At 40.7% G+C, this 17,011-nt stretch carries 19 protein-coding genes and 2 pseudogenes; 12 read left to right on the top strand and 9 right to left on the bottom strand.

Annotated features, from left to right (window positions below):
- Positions 1-67: 67 nt before the first annotated feature.
- The 5 genes from WA1_RS48940 (at position 68) to WA1_RS48920 (ending at position 2,540) form a co-directional block, all read left to right on the top strand.
- Positions 68-823, top strand: coding sequence for a PEP-CTERM sorting domain-containing protein (locus WA1_RS48940; protein WP_148662914.1), 756 nt, complete (start codon positions 68-70; stop codon positions 821-823).
- 202 nt (positions 824-1,025) lie between these two features.
- Positions 1,026-1,442, top strand: coding sequence for a XisH family protein (locus tag WA1_RS48935; protein ID WP_017742292.1), 417 nt, complete (start codon positions 1,026-1,028; stop codon positions 1,440-1,442).
- On the top strand, positions 1,430-1,765 hold the full coding sequence (locus WA1_RS48930; protein ID WP_017742293.1) for a XisI protein: 336 nt from the start codon (positions 1,430-1,432) through the stop codon (positions 1,763-1,765). Before WA1_RS48935 ends, WA1_RS48930 begins: the two co-directional genes overlap by 13 nt.
- Before the next feature lie 144 nt (positions 1,766-1,909).
- Positions 1,910-2,113 carry a hypothetical protein gene (locus WA1_RS48925; protein ID WP_017742294.1) on the top strand — a complete coding sequence of 68 codons (204 nt, stop codon included), beginning with the start codon at positions 1,910-1,912 and terminating at the stop codon, positions 2,111-2,113.
- Positions 2,114-2,132: 19 nt separating this feature from the next.
- On the top strand, positions 2,133-2,540 hold the full coding sequence (locus WA1_RS48920; protein ID WP_017742295.1) for a hypothetical protein: 408 nt from the start codon (positions 2,133-2,135) through the stop codon (positions 2,538-2,540).
- On the opposite strand, the pseudogene WA1_RS62045 reads toward WA1_RS48920, so the two are convergent.
- Positions 2,538-2,684, bottom strand: a pseudogene (locus WA1_RS62045) (cobaltochelatase subunit CobN); the annotation flags it as partial. The gene WA1_RS48920 and the pseudogene WA1_RS62045 sit on opposite strands and share 3 nt — an antisense overlap.
- Before the next feature lie 347 nt (positions 2,685-3,031).
- Here WA1_RS62045 and WA1_RS48915 point away from each other — a divergent pair.
- Together WA1_RS48915 and WA1_RS48910 are read left to right on the top strand one after the other, a co-directional pair.
- Positions 3,032-3,313, top strand: coding sequence for a DUF433 domain-containing protein (locus WA1_RS48915; RefSeq protein WP_017742296.1), 282 nt, complete (start codon positions 3,032-3,034; stop codon positions 3,311-3,313).
- The gene (locus WA1_RS48910) at positions 3,310-3,657 is read left to right on the top strand and encodes a DUF5615 family PIN-like protein (protein ID WP_017742297.1); all 348 of its coding nucleotides are present in this window, start codon (positions 3,310-3,312) and stop codon (positions 3,655-3,657) included. The genes WA1_RS48915 and WA1_RS48910 overlap by 4 nt, the downstream gene beginning before the upstream one ends.
- A 250-nt stretch (positions 3,658-3,907) precedes the next feature.
- Here the strand turns inward: WA1_RS48910 and bchH are convergent, their stop codons facing one another.
- Entirely contained in the window at positions 3,908-7,642 is a 3,735-nt protein-coding gene (bchH, locus tag WA1_RS48905; RefSeq protein ID WP_017742298.1) for a magnesium chelatase subunit H, read from the bottom strand.
- Between the two features lie 84 nt (positions 7,643-7,726).
- On the opposite strand from bchH, the gene WA1_RS48900 reads away from it, so the two are divergent.
- From WA1_RS48900 to WA1_RS48885, 4 genes are all read left to right on the top strand, one after another.
- The gene (locus WA1_RS48900) at positions 7,727-8,101 is read left to right on the top strand and encodes a VapC50 family PIN domain-containing toxin (RefSeq protein WP_017742299.1); all 375 of its coding nucleotides are present in this window, start codon (positions 7,727-7,729) and stop codon (positions 8,099-8,101) included.
- 712 nt (positions 8,102-8,813) lie between these two features.
- Entirely contained in the window at positions 8,814-9,089 is a 276-nt protein-coding gene (locus WA1_RS48895; protein ID WP_017742300.1) for a hypothetical protein, read from the top strand.
- Positions 9,090-9,275: 186 nt separating this feature from the next.
- Positions 9,276-9,494, top strand: coding sequence for a hypothetical protein (locus WA1_RS48890; RefSeq protein ID WP_017742301.1), 219 nt, complete (start codon positions 9,276-9,278; stop codon positions 9,492-9,494).
- 41 nt (positions 9,495-9,535) lie between these two features.
- A complete protein-coding gene (locus WA1_RS48885; protein WP_017742302.1) occupies positions 9,536-10,066 on the top strand; it encodes a GNAT family N-acetyltransferase in 531 nt (176 codons plus the stop codon).
- Between the two features lie 269 nt (positions 10,067-10,335).
- On the opposite strand, the gene WA1_RS48880 is transcribed toward WA1_RS48885, so the two are convergent.
- The 3 genes from WA1_RS48880 to WA1_RS59100 are packed head-to-tail and all read right to left on the bottom strand — an operon-like array spanning position 10,336 to position 11,207.
- Positions 10,336-10,665: a hypothetical protein gene (locus WA1_RS48880; protein ID WP_017742303.1), complete on the bottom strand. Its 330-nt coding sequence runs from the start codon at positions 10,663-10,665 to the stop codon at positions 10,336-10,338.
- A gap of 18 nt (positions 10,666-10,683) precedes the next feature.
- On the bottom strand, positions 10,684-10,917 hold the full coding sequence (locus WA1_RS59105; RefSeq protein WP_017742304.1) for a hypothetical protein: 234 nt from the start codon (positions 10,915-10,917) through the stop codon (positions 10,684-10,686).
- 35 nt (positions 10,918-10,952) lie between these two features.
- The gene (locus tag WA1_RS59100) at positions 10,953-11,207 is read right to left on the bottom strand and encodes a DUF4365 domain-containing protein (protein WP_017742305.1); all 255 of its coding nucleotides are present in this window, start codon (positions 11,205-11,207) and stop codon (positions 10,953-10,955) included.
- A 538-nt stretch (positions 11,208-11,745) separates the two neighbouring features.
- Between WA1_RS59100 and WA1_RS48865 the strand changes: the two are divergent.
- A pseudogene (locus tag WA1_RS48865) lies at positions 11,746-12,246 on the top strand (N-acetylmuramoyl-L-alanine amidase); the annotation flags it as partial.
- Between the two features lie 69 nt (positions 12,247-12,315).
- Here the strand turns inward: WA1_RS48865 and WA1_RS48860 are convergent.
- The 4 genes from WA1_RS48860 to kdpB all read right to left on the bottom strand — a co-directional run bounded on the left by WA1_RS48860 (position 12,316) and on the right by kdpB (position 16,889).
- Positions 12,316-13,485: a universal stress protein gene (locus WA1_RS48860; RefSeq protein WP_033334837.1), complete on the bottom strand. Its 1,170-nt coding sequence runs from the start codon at positions 13,483-13,485 to the stop codon at positions 12,316-12,318.
- Positions 13,486-13,765: 280 nt separating this feature from the next.
- Positions 13,766-14,404, bottom strand: a complete 639-nt coding sequence (gene kdpC, locus WA1_RS48855; RefSeq protein WP_017742309.1) for a K(+)-transporting ATPase subunit C — start codon at positions 14,402-14,404, stop codon at positions 13,766-13,768.
- Positions 14,404-14,655: a potassium-transporting ATPase subunit F gene (locus tag WA1_RS48850; RefSeq protein ID WP_017742310.1), complete on the bottom strand. Its 252-nt coding sequence runs from the start codon at positions 14,653-14,655 to the stop codon at positions 14,404-14,406. The genes kdpC and WA1_RS48850 overlap by 1 nt, the downstream gene beginning before the upstream one ends.
- 80 nt (positions 14,656-14,735) lie before the next feature.
- Complete coding sequence (kdpB, locus tag WA1_RS48845; RefSeq protein WP_026134529.1) at positions 14,736-16,889, bottom strand: potassium-transporting ATPase subunit KdpB; 2,154 nt, start codon at positions 16,887-16,889, stop codon at positions 14,736-14,738.
- Between the last annotated feature and the right edge of the window lie 122 nt (positions 16,890-17,011).

Raw genomic sequence — 17,011 nt, 5'->3', positions numbered from 1 at the left:
TCTTGGCCAAAAACTACTGCGCTCGGTTTGATTTCTTTACAATCTCTTATCTAAAAGAAGAGTTTTTGTGAAGAAGCGATGTAGTTCGTTAGCCACAGCTATTTTCGTAGAAAATAACCTGTTCGCTCTTAATAGTCTTGGTTTAAAAGTTCATCCTCATCCTACTTTACACGTTTTAAGTATTAGGGTAATTTCCATGAAATCATGTTTGTCTAAACTCACAATTACACTTGCTGGAGTTGCTTTAGGTTTTGCTTTTGAAGCAAATCCCGCAAATGCTGCCAAAATATCTTTCTTTGTAGATGGTTTTTCTGGTGGTGGTTCCTTGTCCGGCTTTTTCTCAGGTACAGATTCAAATGGGAATGGTTTGATTGAGTTTGTTCCCAGTAACTCTTCCATCAATGAATTTGATGATTTTGAAGCCAATTGGTCAGGTAATAATATTGCTCCTGCTTTCACCCAACGACTTGAAGAAGTCCCATCACAAGGAGAATTAGCAGAGCTTTCAGGAGGGTATTATGCTCTAAGAGATATACCACTCCAACCAAATGGTAATTTTTTCACTAAAGGAGAGCTTTTTTTGTTAAGTATTGTTGGTAGCGATTTGGATAGTAGCACAGGATTTCTAATAGAGTCATACGCGTCTCCTACAGCTAGTGTTGGTGCTCCTTCCGGTAGCTTTGATAGCACGAATAATCCGGTAGTCACAAAGCAAGTTCCCGAACCTGCGACGATAGGAGGAACTATAGCAGCAGGATTACTTGCTGCACTAAAGAAAAAGTTGACAGCTAAGAAAACTGAAGAAAAAGTAACTATGAATTAATACTGTTTCTTGATGTAAGGGGAGGAGTATTCCTCCCATTCTTGCAAGTCATTTGCCATTGACTGTAGATTCTCCTCACTTATCCATTCACTTGTTGAATGAGTTGACGCTCGTGATTCATTGCACTGAAAAACGTTTGGCTATGTGTAAAGATGGATACTGAAACACAATTTCTTCAGCATTTGTACTAATTTATTTTGATATGCCAGCAAGAGATATCTATCATGATGCTGTTAAAAACGCTTTGCTTAAAGACGGTTGGACAATTACAGACGACCCTTTGCATCTAAAATGGGGGCAGAAAGATATGTATGTAGATTTGGGAGCACAACGACTGCTAGCAGCAGAACAGGGAAATAAAAAGATAGCTGTAGAAATTAAAAGTTTTGTGAGTCCTTCGGAAATGGAAGATTTAAAATCCGCTATAGGAGGATTTGTCACTTACCGGGCTGTTATTCGGCGTCTTGAACCTGAACGGACATTGTATTTAGCAGTACGCGACAATATATTTACGGCTTTGTTTGAGGAACCAATTGGTAAACTTTTAATAGAGAGCGAGAATCTTTATCTAGTCGTATTCAATCCTGATAGTGAGACGATTGTGCAATGGATACCTTAGACGCTTATCGACGCATTATTAAAGATGTATTAATTCCATATACACAAATTCCTTACTCCCACGGAGACATTCATTGTAAAACAGTCTTTGATAGCGAAAATGATAACTATCTACTCGTTACTTTGGGCTGGGATGGTGTGAAGCGAATTCATGGTTGTTTAGTCCATATTGAAATTATTGATGGCAAAGTGTGGGTGCAACGGGATGATACAGAAGATGGCGTTACCTATGAATTAGTAGACGCAGGAATTCCCAAAGATAAGATCGTGTTAGGATTTCATCCACCTAACGTTCGTCCCCATACAGGATATGCAGTTGCTTGACGTAACAGATGAAAGAACTTGGTGGTGCGTTACGGTTGTGCTAACGCACCCTGACTTTTCACGGGATGTGGAAAGTCAGATACACGATCGCTGAGATATGATGTAGAAGAAAGTCGAGCGGAAAAAATAGCGGTCAACCGAATAATGACTTTAACCGAACTCCTTCCTGCAATTCAACAACTTTCCCCACAAGAAAAGCTGAAGTTAATCCGTATCCTAGCTGAAGAACTGGATACCAAAGAAGATATCTCTCCTCTAGAGCCATATAAAACTTACGACTTGCCAACACCCTATGATAACTTTGGTGTTGGAGAACTCCTAATGCAAGCAATGGAGCAAACTCAATAAAGCGATTAAATACAATCATATGCGTTTTAAATACTCAACTACCAATCCATCTCAAAACGAGTTTGACAGCTTGCCAAGAATTCCGTTGATTCTCCACATTAACGAGCGATTGGTAGAGGTTGTTGGTTTGGTAGATAGTGGTGCAACAATTAACGTTTTGCCCTACGAAATTGGTGTCCAGCTTGATGGAGTTTGGGACGATAGCAAAGCAATTCTTCGATTAGCAGGCAATCTTAGCAACCAACCAGCAATGCCTTTGTTCGCTATTGCCCAGATAGGTGATTTTGCGCCCGTAAGATTAGCGTTTGCTTGGGTAAAAAGTGCCAATGCTCCATTGATACTTGGACAAACAAACTTTTTTCTAGAATTTGATGTTTGCTTTTATCGCTCCAAACAGGAATTTGAGGTAAAACCCAGGCAGGAATAAACACTTCAACTCATACCGCACAATCCGCCCCGTACCCTCCTTCACCGATTCCGCACCCACCAACTCCAAAAGAATCCCCAAAGATTCCCCTTTAGTCTTAATCGCATCCAAACCCCATAACATCACCGCCACTGTCTCCGGATAGTTACAAGTATTACCCTCAAGCCTTTAATACTACTTACGAGTATATTGTCAAACCGATAATTTGATACATCCACAAATCCTAGTGAAGAAATACAATACTTCGAGTGTAATTTCCGGATAATCCCTAAAGTTAAGCGATTTGTTGATAATACCTGCTTCGTAAAGACGTTAAACTTCGTGTTTATACTGATATATCACTAATGATAGAATACAGGATGGGGTTGAGCTTATTCCCAGAAACTGGTACAACTTAATTTACTATTTAAGATGTGCCAATATAGTTGAGTGTTCTAGTTTGTTAAGTGTGCAAACGCTACAATAAGTCACAGATAGTTTTGGAGACAGCGATGGTTCAAGCAACAAAATATCTTTATATTGTTAGAGATGATGAAATTTTAAGCGGCGAACCAATTATTGAGGGAACCCGTACACCTGTTAGAGCAATTTTCGAAACTTGGCGTATGGGTGTTTCCCCTGAAGAAATTCCCAAAGGGATGCCTCATCTTACGTTGGGACAGGTATTTAGCGCATTGACTTATTACAGCGATCATCAAGATGAAATTAATAGCTACATTGAACGAAACCATATCTCAGATGAATTAATCGATCCATTGCTTAGAGATATATGAGTAGTCTTTTTATTAGTTTGTACTTAGATGAAGATGTTAATGTCTTAATAGCTGAAGTGCTTAAAGCGAGAGGTTTTGATGCGATTACTGCACGAGATGCAGGACAACTCCATGCAACGGATGCAGAGCAATTTGCCTATGCTGTGAGTCAAGCAAGAACGCTAATCACTCACAATAGAATAGATTTTGAAGAACTCGTGCAGATGTATTTTGATTCAAGTCAGATGCATTATGGTGTAATTTTTGCTGTTCGTCGCTCACCTCAAGAAATTGCAAAACGTTTGCTGGTAATTCTCAATCAAGTGACAGCAGACAAGATGCAAAATCAAGTTCGATATATCTAGCTGTAAATCACCTCGCTCAAAGTATCAGCTTACATTACAATCCATTACCAATCCCCTCCAAAATGTTTCTGTGCTACTCGTTCAATTAAGCGTTCCCCCAAGTAAGGCTTTCCAGTTTTAGGATCGATCTGCTTAGATGTAGAGGCGATCTTGTCTCGCAACGAAGCTTTGAAAGCTGCTTGTTGATCCCCAAGCGGATAGAACGCAAAAAGTTCTTCCTTCGTTATCTTCCCGCCAGAGCGAATTTTACTCAGCCACGCCTCACCCCCTCCAATTCCTCATCTGTCAACTCATACAACTCGCGTAACTTCTGCAACTTCTCCTCGCTAGGTTGCCAGAAACCCCGTCCATTTGCCTCCAACATCCTTGCTACAATATTGCGGAACGCTTCCGGATTTGCCTGACGCAATTTCTCTGCCATCTCCCCATCTAAAGCATAAGTATCAGCAGCTTGGTCATATACCCAACCATCCGTAAAATCCGCAGTACCGCCCCAACCAATCAGCGCCGTCATCCGTTGCGAAATCTCATAAGCACCCCCCGAACCCTGACTCGCCATTGCTTCCGCCCATTTGGGATTCAGCAACTTAGTCCGATACTCCATCCTCAACAAATCATCCAAACTCCGAGGTGTGGTATCCTTCGAGAAACTCTCCACAAAACTCGTTGTCACCTTCTTACCGCGCTGTTGTTCTGCAGCTTTCTTCAAACCCCCCGTATTGGCATAGTACTCCTGAATATCCGTCAAACCATATTCCACAGAATCAATTTCTTGAACAATGCGACTGGTACTCTGCAAAAGCTGAGTCAAAACCTCCGGTCTAGCTTGACCCTTATCCTGTCTCCCATAACTAAACACATTGCGACCCTTCCAAGTATCCCCCAACTCATCCCCAGATTCCCAATTACCATCAACCACCCGGTCATTTACCAAAGAACCAAAATCACCAGATGGATTAGAAAATAACCTTGCTGATGCATTCTCCACCCCTTGCGCCTTCAACGCAAGAGCATGCTTTCTAATAAAATTTTGCTCCTCAGGTTCCTCAGCCTCAGCCGCCCGAAGAAACAAATCGTCCAACAACTCAATAATATTGACAAAACTATCCCGAAAAATTCCCGACAAATTAGCCAAAACATCAATGCGGGGATGTCCCACCTCCGCCAAAGACTTCAACTCATACCGCACAATTCGCCCCGTACCCTCCTTCACCGGTTCCGCACCCACCAACTCCAAAAGAATCCCCAAAGATTCCCCCTTAGTCTTAATCGCATCCAAACCCCATAACATCACCGCCACAGTCTCCGGATACACCCCATGTTCTTGCAAATGCTGAGCAATAATTTTTTGCCCAATTTCCCGTCCTCGCTCAAAAGCCGCAGGAGAAGGCATTCTATAAGGATCTAAAGCATGAATATTCCTACCCGTTGGTAAAACACCAGCACCATCCCGCAACAAATCCCCCCCAGGCGCAGGAAGAATAAACTCTCCATTTAAACCCCGCAACAAATTCGTCAACTCATCAGTCGTTTGACCCAACAACCCTCTAATCAACCCCTCCTCTTCCTCTTCGCGCTCTTTGCGTCTTTGCGGTTCATTCCCAAAATAAGCCTCCAAATACGCAGCTAACTCCTCCTCCCCAGGCGCATCCCCCAAAACGTGCAACCCAGAAGAGAACAACCGATACTCCAAAACCTGCAAATACTCATACAACTTGACAAGATAATCATTAAAAACGCGATCGCTAAACATCCGAACATTCTCGACACTAAAACTTATTCCCAAACGTTTAGCATCCTCAAAAGGACAATCCGCATCCAAACCCGCATCCAGAATCTTCTTACAAATTGCCTCCTTCAGCAGATAATTCTTTTCCCGATCTTCTCGATACTCCGAAATCAAATCCCGCAACGCCACCAACTCCTTATACAACCCCGCACGACCATAAGGAGGTACATTGTGAGAAACGATCGTCCCATAACCGCGACGCTTCGCCAAAATAGATTCCGAAGGATTATTCGCCGCATATATATAGAGATTCGGCAAATCTCCCAACAAAATATCAGACCAAGAATAACCCGTATTCCCCAAAGGAGATCCGGGCAACCATTCTACAGTACCGTGCATGCCAAAATGAACCACAGCATCAGCTTGAAACTCATTTTGCAACCATTTGTAAAAAGCAGCATACTGAGGATGAGGCGTTAAATCCCGTTCAAACATCAACCGCATGGGGTCACCTTGTAATCCCAACGGTGGCTGTACGCCTATCCAAACATTTCCCAGCCAAACACCACCAATGTGAAACTCATCACCATAAGTTTTAATACCTGTTCCCGTCAGAGATTTCCATTGTTTCTCAATCCGGGATGTGCGGAGATATCCCAACCATTTTTCTAACTTCCTAACATTCACTGTCACTTGAGTTTTTTCAACAAAATCTTCATCTGACTCTTTCACCAAGCGAATCAACTCTTCCCCATCTTCAGGCAAATCTCCAACGGTATAACCTTGTTCTCTCAGCGCATAAAGAAACTTCAAAAGACTGCGCGGTACATTTAACAATGCAGCTGTTCCCACAGCACCATATCCAGGAGGAAAACCGTAGAGAATAATTGCAATCTTTCTTTCAGACACTGGTTTTTGTCGGAGATGAATCCAACTTTTCACTCTCCCGATGAGTCGCTGTACTCTTTCTGGAACTAAATAAATATTTTCTCCTACTAACCCACCGAGGGGAACAGTATCAATTGCTCCATCTAATTCTGGTAAAGCATATAAAACAACACTTTGCAATCCCCCAACACCTTGTCGCGTCCACGAGTGAATATCTTGAATCAGTAACGGTGCAGCGACAATATAGGGTACATTTTTAGCACTGAGGATGCGTTTTGCTACATCCACTTGACGCCCAGCTTCCATGGAACCTGCGGGACCGCCAACTAGGGGAAAGCCAATTGTGGAAACGATCGCATCGACTTGAACTGCTTCCGGAGAAAGGGAGAGAGTTTCTACGTGTCCTTGTTGTCTCGCTTGGCTTTCGTAATCGGTTGTCATCCAATCCCGCACTGCGACATGACCTTCTACACCATTAATAAAGATAGGTAAAGGTATTAAACCTGCTTCTTCAAAACGGCGGATCAGTTGAGGAATGTAAGGTTGTTTTGTAACAACGTGTTTGCGGTATAGAAGAATTCCAACAATTGGGGAGTGGGGAACTCGGGGCCCCCTCTGGGGATAAGGGGCAATGGGGAGTGGGGAGTAGGGAGTAGGAATTTCCCCTATTCCCCATTCCCTATTCCCTATTCCCTCACTCTGATACCACTCCAAATACTGACGGGGTGATTCAAAATAACCAGCGTAGTCGGGATGGAGTAGTCCCATATTTGGGGTTTCCACTGGTGCGGGAATATCCCCAACTTTCAAACCTAAGTATTTTTCTGCTAATGTCCAAAATAAAGCCGCGACGTTCTCAGGTCCGCCTGCATTCCAATATCCATATATAATTAGCCAGTTACGTAAATCTTGTACTTTTTGTACTGGCACAAATTTTAATAACTTTGGTCCTATTTTTAAAAAACTAATGTAACCTGCTAGCTTGTCTTCTTCTCGTCCATTACTAAATTTGTCCAGGATGAACTTTACTGGCTTAGGCATTCCTTTAGGCTTATCCCCAATGGCAAATGCACCCAGTTTAGTTAAACTCATTAATTCTAATGCTGATTCAAACACCAAGCGGATGGGGATACCAGAGATGCGATCGCGCAACCAGAGTACTTGGTCATAATCGAACAGCAAACTACCAAAAAAGACATCAGCATCTTTTAGGGCTGCTTCTACCTCAGTACGCTTTGTGGTTATGTCGCGATCGCTAAACACCCGAATATCCAACTCATCCACACGGGTGGTTGCCAAAAAAGCTGCCTTGCGGTATAAGTCAGCGTTGAACGATTCAAATCCAGCTACCAGGACAATCCGTTTCATACCTGAAATTCACAGCTTTTCTTAGTGTTCTCTTTCTATTTTAGATGATTTTTTTAATTGTCTTCTTTAATACTTTTCCTAGCGATGAATAGTAGTGTCCCAAACTGTCTAGTCACAGGTTATGAATCAATTATTCCTGATTTACAACTTTCCGATCCTGATGACAGGCACATCCTCGCCGCCGCAATTCATTGCCGTGCTAATATTATTATTACATTTAATTTAAGTGATTTTCCGGCAAAAGTTTTAAATTTATATCGAATTGAAGCGCAGTCCCCAGATAATTTTCTCCTTAACTTGCTTAACCAAAATTTTACAGTAGTTTGTGAAACGGCTCAAAGACAAAGAAAGACTCTTAAAAATCCTCCTAAAACAGTGGAAGAGTCTTTAGAAACGTTGAAACAACAAGGACTAACGCTTACAGCCGCTCGTTTAAGAGAGATCTGTAAAGAGATTTAAATTTGGATCTGTTGATACGCCTTGTTTAGTCAGTAAGAACTGGTGTAATATTTTGACTACTTACAGAGTAAAAAAGTGTAGAGATTATTCCTTCAGCATTCATGCTGATTAACCCGCTTCTATCACTCTGGCTAGATAAAAATACTTTATCTCTTTTGAACAATAGACATAATCAAGTTTTTGGCGATGCGGAAGCCGCCACTTCGTGAACGCATCTCCCTTATTGTCATTTAATTTCCCTTGTTGCAAAAGTCCATAATGGTAAGGGTTATAGATTATTCTCTAATAAAATTGATAAAAGATGGTTAAGATGCATGATTTATCATTGATAAGTGCATCATCGTACATTTAAGATTGCAGAAAACTCTATTGTAATTTGATGGATGCGATGATAACAGCTTCAGAACCTCAGTTTCAAAGAAACTGGGGTTCTTGGTTATCAGCGAGTAAATGAGGTATTTAATTACAAAATAGAGCTTAAATGTAGTAATTTTGATTCAAAAAAAGATAACTTTATTTATAAATTTAGATTCCGAAAGCGTAATTGATTGAATAAAAAGAATTAGGTTCCTCTAAATTTAGGTATAAACAACATTCTTTATTGAAAATCTATTGAAAACACTAAGAAAATTAGAGAGTATAGTCATGGAAAGAGGCAAGAGTAAGCCGAATTCAAAAACAGACAAAAACCTTTTTTGGAGAATATTCAACAATGGCTAACATCCAAATCAATAACTTACAAGCTACCGAAAGTGAATTAATTGAATTTTTTCAATTAGAATTCGAGGGAATTGTAGGAGGAGGTTGGTTTAAAGATACTTTTAGTATTAGCACTCCTAGAGCACCAGTACAGAAATCACAAAAATCCGGTTTCTTTGTAGAGACACCCCATAGCGCGTCTATACGCATACGAGATATTAAGCTTGACCACAGGAACCGGGTTTTTTGCCCCCATTTTGACTACTGTACCGGCGCTCTAGTTGGCTGAAGAAAATCGACCGGGTGGGGTGTTCGTACATACCTTCTAGGTAGTTAGCTTACAATTATCAAAGGAGTAATAAGACCATAGAGTCTTCGCTTGGCAGATTCAGTATTTTACAGGCGATCGCATTGTTGAACCAGAAGGTGTGTATCGACTGGCTAATGGACAGTTAGTCATGAGTCGCGAGTGTCGGTGAACTATCCATCTCCACGGTATGTCAATACAGTTTGGATAAATCTTTGTTTCTATAGCCTAAAGCTGAAGTTAATCCGTATCCTAGCCGAAGAACTGGATACCAAAGAAGATATTTCTCCTTTAGAGCCAGATAAAACTTACCACTTGCCATTAGACAATCGCGAAGAAACGCTTCACTATATTTTGACTGTCATCTTTTCACATACCACATTGTAAATTGATGGGTACAATCTTGATTCGATATGGAATACTAATTTATGCCATCTGATTTTACAATTCGCACTGCCGAGCCTCAAGATCGTCCGATTCTGGTCATATTAATGGAATTGCTTCAAGATGTTGAATCTGAATTTCATCCTAACAGACCATCAGGTTCTCAAATTGGGAATGGACATTTTGCTTATCTCGAAGAAATTGTTAAGAAGCAAGATGGTCAGATTTATGTAGCCCAGTCCAACGAGAGAATCATTGGTTTTGTAGTCTGTTTTGTAGAAGAACTTGATGAAGGTGACTTGCATATTGTCGAGCGGGAGCGAAAATACGGTTACATATCCGATTTATACGTTTTAGCAACGACGCGAGAACGAGGAGTAGGTGCTGCACTGATGAAAGCGGCTGAGAATTGGTTCATCAATTTAAAGTTAGAAGTTGTCAGAGTCGGTTTGTTATATAGCAATGAAAGAGCCGCAATGTTCTACCGTAAAGCAGGGTATCAACCCTATGAAATCGTTTATGAGAAGCATCTTCTAAAAGAATCGTTCTTGTCAGAGGAAATAGATAGAACTTAGCCAAGTGCGATCGCATAACAGGTATGTAAAGACGTTGCACTCCAACGTCTCTACTGGGTTGAAATGTCAATCGAGTTATCTTATCCGAGCAATATTGGATCGCCTTCCAGCTTTAAAAGCTGTAATCATTGGTAACACTTAAAATCGAATTCTTGTAAACATTCCGTGAAGTTACGGAAATTTGCGGCCAAATCTACGGTTTTTAAGTAATATAGATACAAACTCTTGGCCAAAAACTACTGCGCTCGGTTTGATTTCTTTACAATCTCTTATCTAAAAGAAGAGTTTTTGTGAAGAAGCGATGAGGTGTCAGAACCCCGGTTTCTTGAAGAAACCGGGGTTCTATCTTGAATAATTTCATATTTTGAGCGTCTTTCAATTTCTTCCAGAGTATCTAAAACTTCTAAAATTCTTTCTCTATAATCCACAAAATCATCCATTAAAGGTACAAAAATTCCAACTTTTTTATTTGCTCTATTGTATATCCAGGCAGATATACCCTCTGCTTCTTTTATTTTCTTCCATCCAGATTTTTCCAAATATATAACTATTTGATTTGGAGATATATGCTTGTCATTTAAGTATATTAAATTACTCATTGTCTTTACCTAATTTAGCTAAATTAAATCTTCTAAATCTAACAATCTCATTTTTCTTTCGGCTTCATTTTCTATTTGGTCTTTTAAAACTTGACATATCAATACATTTTCTTTTGGAATTTCAATAGTGATAGTTTCATCATTACTGGTATCTTGTCTTCCCTTCAAAGATGTCCAATAAGCGCAGCTTTTAACAAATGTTTCATTCTGTAAAATTTTTATAACATTTGATAGATCTTTAGGCACTACCACTATTATTAATATTTGAGAGACGGCAGATTTACCTATTAACCTCCTATAATTTTTGACTGGTAAAGATACTTAATAAATGTATCTTTAACTACATCTTGGGATGTGCATTTAACTTGTGCATCAATACCGGGCGAGAATATCCCTTTTATTATACCAGGTGCTCTAATAGTTATGTCTATGCCTGCATTGTCTAGCGCTCTACTTGCATCAGTTACAATAAAACCGCTTACAGAAGCAAGTAATTTTACATAAGCATAGCTGAATTCTTCTTTTTTTGTGTTATCGTCCATTCAATTTAGCTAGTTTACTGGTATTTTTTATTCATATTATACCCGTGGACACAGACGAAACTCACATCCAACTGACAAGAATCGCGAACAGAACCACACATTAAATTGGTAAATCGAGCTAGCTAGAGTGTTGGCTACTTTAACAGCGAGCGGTGACTGGTAATTTTTAACTCATTATGTATATGGTACAATCTCTTAAATTTATTTACAGAACACAAGAAATTGATTCATGATTCAAATTCGCTACTTTTAAGTATGGAAATTAATTAGTCACTGGTCACTGTCTCAATCCTTGTTTTCCATTCACAGTTAAAATTAAGTAAATTTCTCCTAGTTTTTCTATAAAAAATGAGTCATTATCCGAAGAGAAAAGACGGTAATAAATCTCAAGAATGTTCGTAAAACCATTTGTAGATGATTGATTATAACCTATTTTTTAGAGAACTACTGATTCCTGCTGTTGCTAAACATCGCTTAATTTGACAACTACAATTGTAATCCTAAAGAGAAAGTCACCTAATTATCTGAGGTACAGAAAATGAAATTTGCAATTGATATTGGACATAATTGCCCTCCAGATACAGGAGCACAAGGAATCAAAATTGAGGATAATCTCACTTTAGATGTAGGTACTAGAGTTATATCTAAGTTAAAAGATTTAGGGCATGAAGTGGTATCATGCAAACCATCACAAGCTGATACAGTCAGAGAATCACTTGCTAAAAGATGCCAAACAGCAAATAATGCTCGAGTTGATATTTTTGTCTCTATCCATTTCAATGCCTTTAACGGAAAAGCATATGGAACTGAAGTCTTTGCTATGAGTGAAGCAGGTAGAAAAATTGCACAGTCTGTATTAAATGAAATTGTCAAACTAGGATTTGTGAATCGTGGTGTTAAAGATGGCAGTCATTTGTATGTTGTTAAAAATACAAATATGCCAGCCATTTTAGTAGAGTGCTGTTTTATTGATTCGCAAAAAGATATAAATTTACTAGATGTAGAAACAATGTCTGATGCGATCGTTAAAGGGATAACGGATTAGTTAGTGGTTAGTGGTTAGTAGTTAGTGGTTATTGGCAACTAACTACTAACCACTAACCATTGCTCATTTTTCAGTAGAGATAATGTGAAGGTCAATATGGGTAAGACAGCAAACAAGTTGTTGAATTAAAGATCCACGAAAAAAAATTTGCCAACGAGAGCGACGAGTTTGCCCTATAACTACTTGAGTTATTCGGTGTAATTTTGCAACCCGAGCAATTTCTTCTGCTGCATTACGACCACAAACTTGTAAGAAATTACCCTTAAACTCTTGACAGAGTCTCTCACAGGTTTCAATATGTAATGCTTCCGCTTTTGTCAAGAAATGTTCGGTATTTTTGACAAACAAAACGTAGAGAGATGCATTCATATAATCAGCTAACCTTGCTCCTCGCCTCACGAGTCGCAAAGAATTTGGTTCGGTAGAAACGCAAACCAATATCCGTTCGTGAACGCTACAAACATTCCCGTTGGAAGCCTTCCCATTACAGTTGAGTCGGCTGGCTTCCTGAATTTCTTTTTTCTCTATGTTGTCAGCGACTTGTCGTAATGCTAACTCCCTCAAAATAACTAGGTTAGGACGTTGAAATAAATTAGGTTGAAATTCTTCAATCTTTTGTGTTGGGTAAATCTTACCATCCAACAATCGCTCTTCTAATGTTTCTGGAGTGACATCTACCACGACTACTTGATCTGCAATTTCTAACAAGCAATCGGGTATACACTCTTGCTCGGCAATTCCTGTAATCTGAGTAACCTGAGTGCTGAGACTTTCTAAGTGTTGAATGTTGACGGTAGAGTAGACATCAATTCCCGTCGCCAAAAGAACTTCTACATCTTGGTAGCGTCTTTCTCTGTCTACACCAGGTATATTGGTATGTGCCAACTCATCCACCAAAACTAACTGAGGCTGACGAGCAAGGATAGCATCAGTATCCATTTCTGTCAGTGTCAACCCACCCTGTTCTACTATCTTTCGTGGAATGACTTCTAAACCTTGGGCTTTAGCTGATGTTTCTGAGCGATCGTGAGTTTCCAACCATCCAATCACAACGTCTATACCATCTTGCTTGAGCCGCCAAGCTTCATCCAACATCCTGTAGGTTTTTCCCACACCAGGAGCCATACCAATAAAAATCTTGTGTTTGCCACGACGGGCAGCACGAATATATGTACTATTGGGTGAAAGGGTAGAGGAGTAAGAGCTGTTCTCGTTTGGAGAAAAAGTTTTCATAAATCCCAATATAAGGTTTTGTCTCATCAAAGAGGAAAGTAGCTGTTATGACAAGAAAAGTTTTACCAAAACCACCTTGTCCGAGGGACTTGAGAATACGGTAGCGATTATTTAACAGCAAATTGGCATCTCCAAGAAAGTATGACAATACTGCTCGATTAAGAGTTCTTCGCGCTGCAAGAAACCCGGTTTCAAGGGAGAAACCGGGTTTCTGTTCCAGCTTATCCAAGTAGTATTGGAAAATATCAAGGGTAAAGATGAAATAAGCAGTTTTTATCCTTTATCGTTTAATTGCATCCAAAGCAAGATTTAGCTTCAACACATTTACCCCAGGTTCACCAAAAAAGCCCAGAAAACGACCATCAGTGTTTTGAGAAATCAGGGCTTCCAATTGATTGGGTGGAAGTCCTCGTGTTTTGGCTACTCTTAGTATTTGTGCTTTAGCAGCTTCAGGAGTAATATGGGGGTCAAGGCTGGAACCAGAGGTGTATACTAAATCAGCAGTTGGTTGCACGCCCGCATTTTTCAAACGATTAAAATCACCTTCAACTCGTTTGCTGGGATCGGGGTCAGCTTTGCCTGCAATACGCTCAATTAATGCTGGATTGCTTGGGGCGAAGTTACTAGCGCCAGATACTCCAGTTTTCAGAACTTGGGCTTCATCCTTTTTTGGATCTGCCGTACTGTAGCTGGTAGTACTGGGGCGACTGTTGAAATAGCGATCGGACGTAAAGGGTTGACCAATCAAAGCAGAACCGATAACATTACCTTCAGCATTTTTTATCAGACTGCCATTGGCTTGATAAGGCAACATAATTTGTCCAATGGCGATCGCAACAAAAGGATAGATAATAGCTGTAATCACCCAAAGTACAATGGTAGAACGAACTGCTCTACCTGCATCACGTACAAAACTCATTAGAAACGCTCCGGTACAAACATGACGAAAAATAGATAAATAGAAAGTCCTACTGTTACCAGTCCCAACAGACCCAAAGCCCAAGCCTGACTTCGGGAAAACGTTTGATCGGTAGCAGCATAAACCATAGGTGCAACCACAAGGTTAAAGCACATTGCCAGGAATAGATACAATGGCAGCTTTTGCCTCCGCCATTCAGACCAAATTTCGGTTACAGTTTCTATTGCCTGAGCTTTTTGAATGAGTTTCATAGTATTTGGTTAGTTGTTAGTTGTTAGTTGTTAGTGGTTGATGGTCACTGGTCACTGGTCACTGGTCACTGGTCACTGTTTCAAGACAATGGCAAGATAATATCTATCAATTTAATAGCAATGAAAGGCGCAATGATGCCACCCAATCCATAGATAAAGATGTTGCGTCTTAGCAACTGATCTGCCTTCAAGGGACGGAACTTCACACCTTTTAAAGCAAGGGGTATCAGTACTGGGATAATCAGGGCATTGTAAATCAGCGCCGAGATTATAGCAGATTGAGCGCTCTTTAAACCCATGATGTTCAATGCGCCAATTCCTGCTGCTGCAAAGATGGTGGGAATAATGGCAAAATACTTTGCAATATCGTTTGCAATAGAGAAAGTTGTCAATGCTCCGCGAGTAATCAGCAACTGTTTACCAATTGTGACTAAGTCAATCAATTTGGTGGGGTCAGAGTCTAAGTCCACCATGTTAGCCGCTTCTTTAGCAGCTTGCGTACCGGAGTTCATTGCTAAACCCACGTTTGCTTGAGCAAGTGCTGGTGCGTCATTGGTACCATCTCCGGTCATCGCAACGAGTTTGCCTTGAGATTGTTCGGTGCGAATGACTTCTATTTTGTCTTCTGGAGTTGCTTCAGCAATGAAATCATCTACCCCTGCTTCTTCAGCAATAACTGATGCTGTAATTCGGTTATCACCTGTAAGCATAATGGTCTTGACTCCCATCCTACGGAGTTGGTCGAATCGTTCTCGCAAGCCCGGTTTGACAATATCTTTGAGGTAAATGACGCCATAGATCTCATTATCCTGACACACAGCCAATGGTGTACCGCCCAATCGAGAAACTCGCTCGTAGGCTGCATCTAATTCATCAGGAACGTTACCACTACGAGAACGGACAAACCCTTTAATGGCATCTACTGCTCCTTTACGAACTTGTTTGCCATTAGGTAAATTGGTACCACTCATGCGGGTTTTGGCAGAAAATTCTACACCTTCAGCGTTATTGGTATCAAAATCTTTTCCAGCCCGAAGTCTTTCAGCAAGCCCTACGATAGATTTACCTTCTGGCGTCTCATCAAACACACTAGCAGCAAGGGCAACTTTTGCTACGTCTTCTACTGAGTGACCGTTGATAGGTATAAATTCGTCAGCCATGCGGTTACCCAAGGTGATAGTACCAGTTTTATCCAGTACCAGTGTGTTGATATCACCGCAAGCCTCCACCGCACGACCAGATGTTGCTATCACGTTAAACTGAGCGACTCTATCCATCCCGGCGATCCCAATAGCACTTAGCAATCCACCAATTGTGGTGGGAATCAAAGCAACTAGTAGAGAGATCAAGATGGCAATACTAGCACCAGCACGCAAGCTGTTTCCAGCTTCAGCACCGTAGACGGTATTCACAAAATTGGCAATAAAACCAGCAAAGGGCGGAATCGTTGATACTACTATTAAAAAGACTTGGGTTAAAACTGCGAGGAGTACTGTAAGAGCAATTTCGTTGGGAGTTTTTGAACGTTCTGCTCCTTCTACCAGAGAAATCATGCGATCGATAAAGCCTTGACCCGGATCGGCTGTAATGCGAATGGTCAATTCGTCGGATAACAGGCGCGTACCTCCTGTCACCGAACTGGCAATATCTGTACCTGGTTGTTTGAGTACGGGCGCGGATTCCCCAGTAATTGCAGATTCGTCAACCGATCCCAGACCCTTAATCACTTCTCCATCAGCAGGAACCATATCTCCTGCTATAACCTTGACGATATCACCCCGTCGCAGTTCTGTGGAATTAACTTCCTGTACATTGCCATCTGTCAAGACTTTACGCGCAACAGTATCAGTTCTTGTCGATCGCAAAGAATCTGCTTGTGCTTTTCCACGTCCTTCTGCAACAGCTTCTGCAAAGTTAGCAAACAGAACTGTGAAAAATAAAATCAAGGTAATTAACCCATTTAACAAGCGTTGTTGGTTTGTATCTGCTTGTATGGTACCAAATAGATTCGGGTCAAGAGTGACTAAAAAAGTGACAATTGTACCTACCCAGACGATAAACATGACTGGGTTTTTAATAGCAATTCGAGGATTGAGCTTGACAAATGACTCTTTAATTGCCCTTTGATAGAGTCCCCGCATATCTGCTTTAGGGGTGTGTCTGCGCGAGTCTCGGCTTCCTTGGGGAGTACGGGGCGGACGAGATGATGATGATGGCTCGGTAGAGGTTTGCATATGTATGAAGTATGAAATACAAATTGCCAAAGGAATAAATACCATTCGGCGTTGCTGAATCAATGTATGAACCTAGTTAAACCCTTAAGATTAGCCCTCACCCTAGCCCTCTCCCTTTGGGA

The sequence above is a fragment of the Scytonema hofmannii PCC 7110 genome (assembly GCF_000346485.2).
GTDB lineage: Bacteria > Cyanobacteriota > Cyanobacteriia > Cyanobacteriales > Nostocaceae > Scytonema > Scytonema hofmannii.
This window is presented reverse-complemented; position numbering and strand designations above follow the sequence as displayed.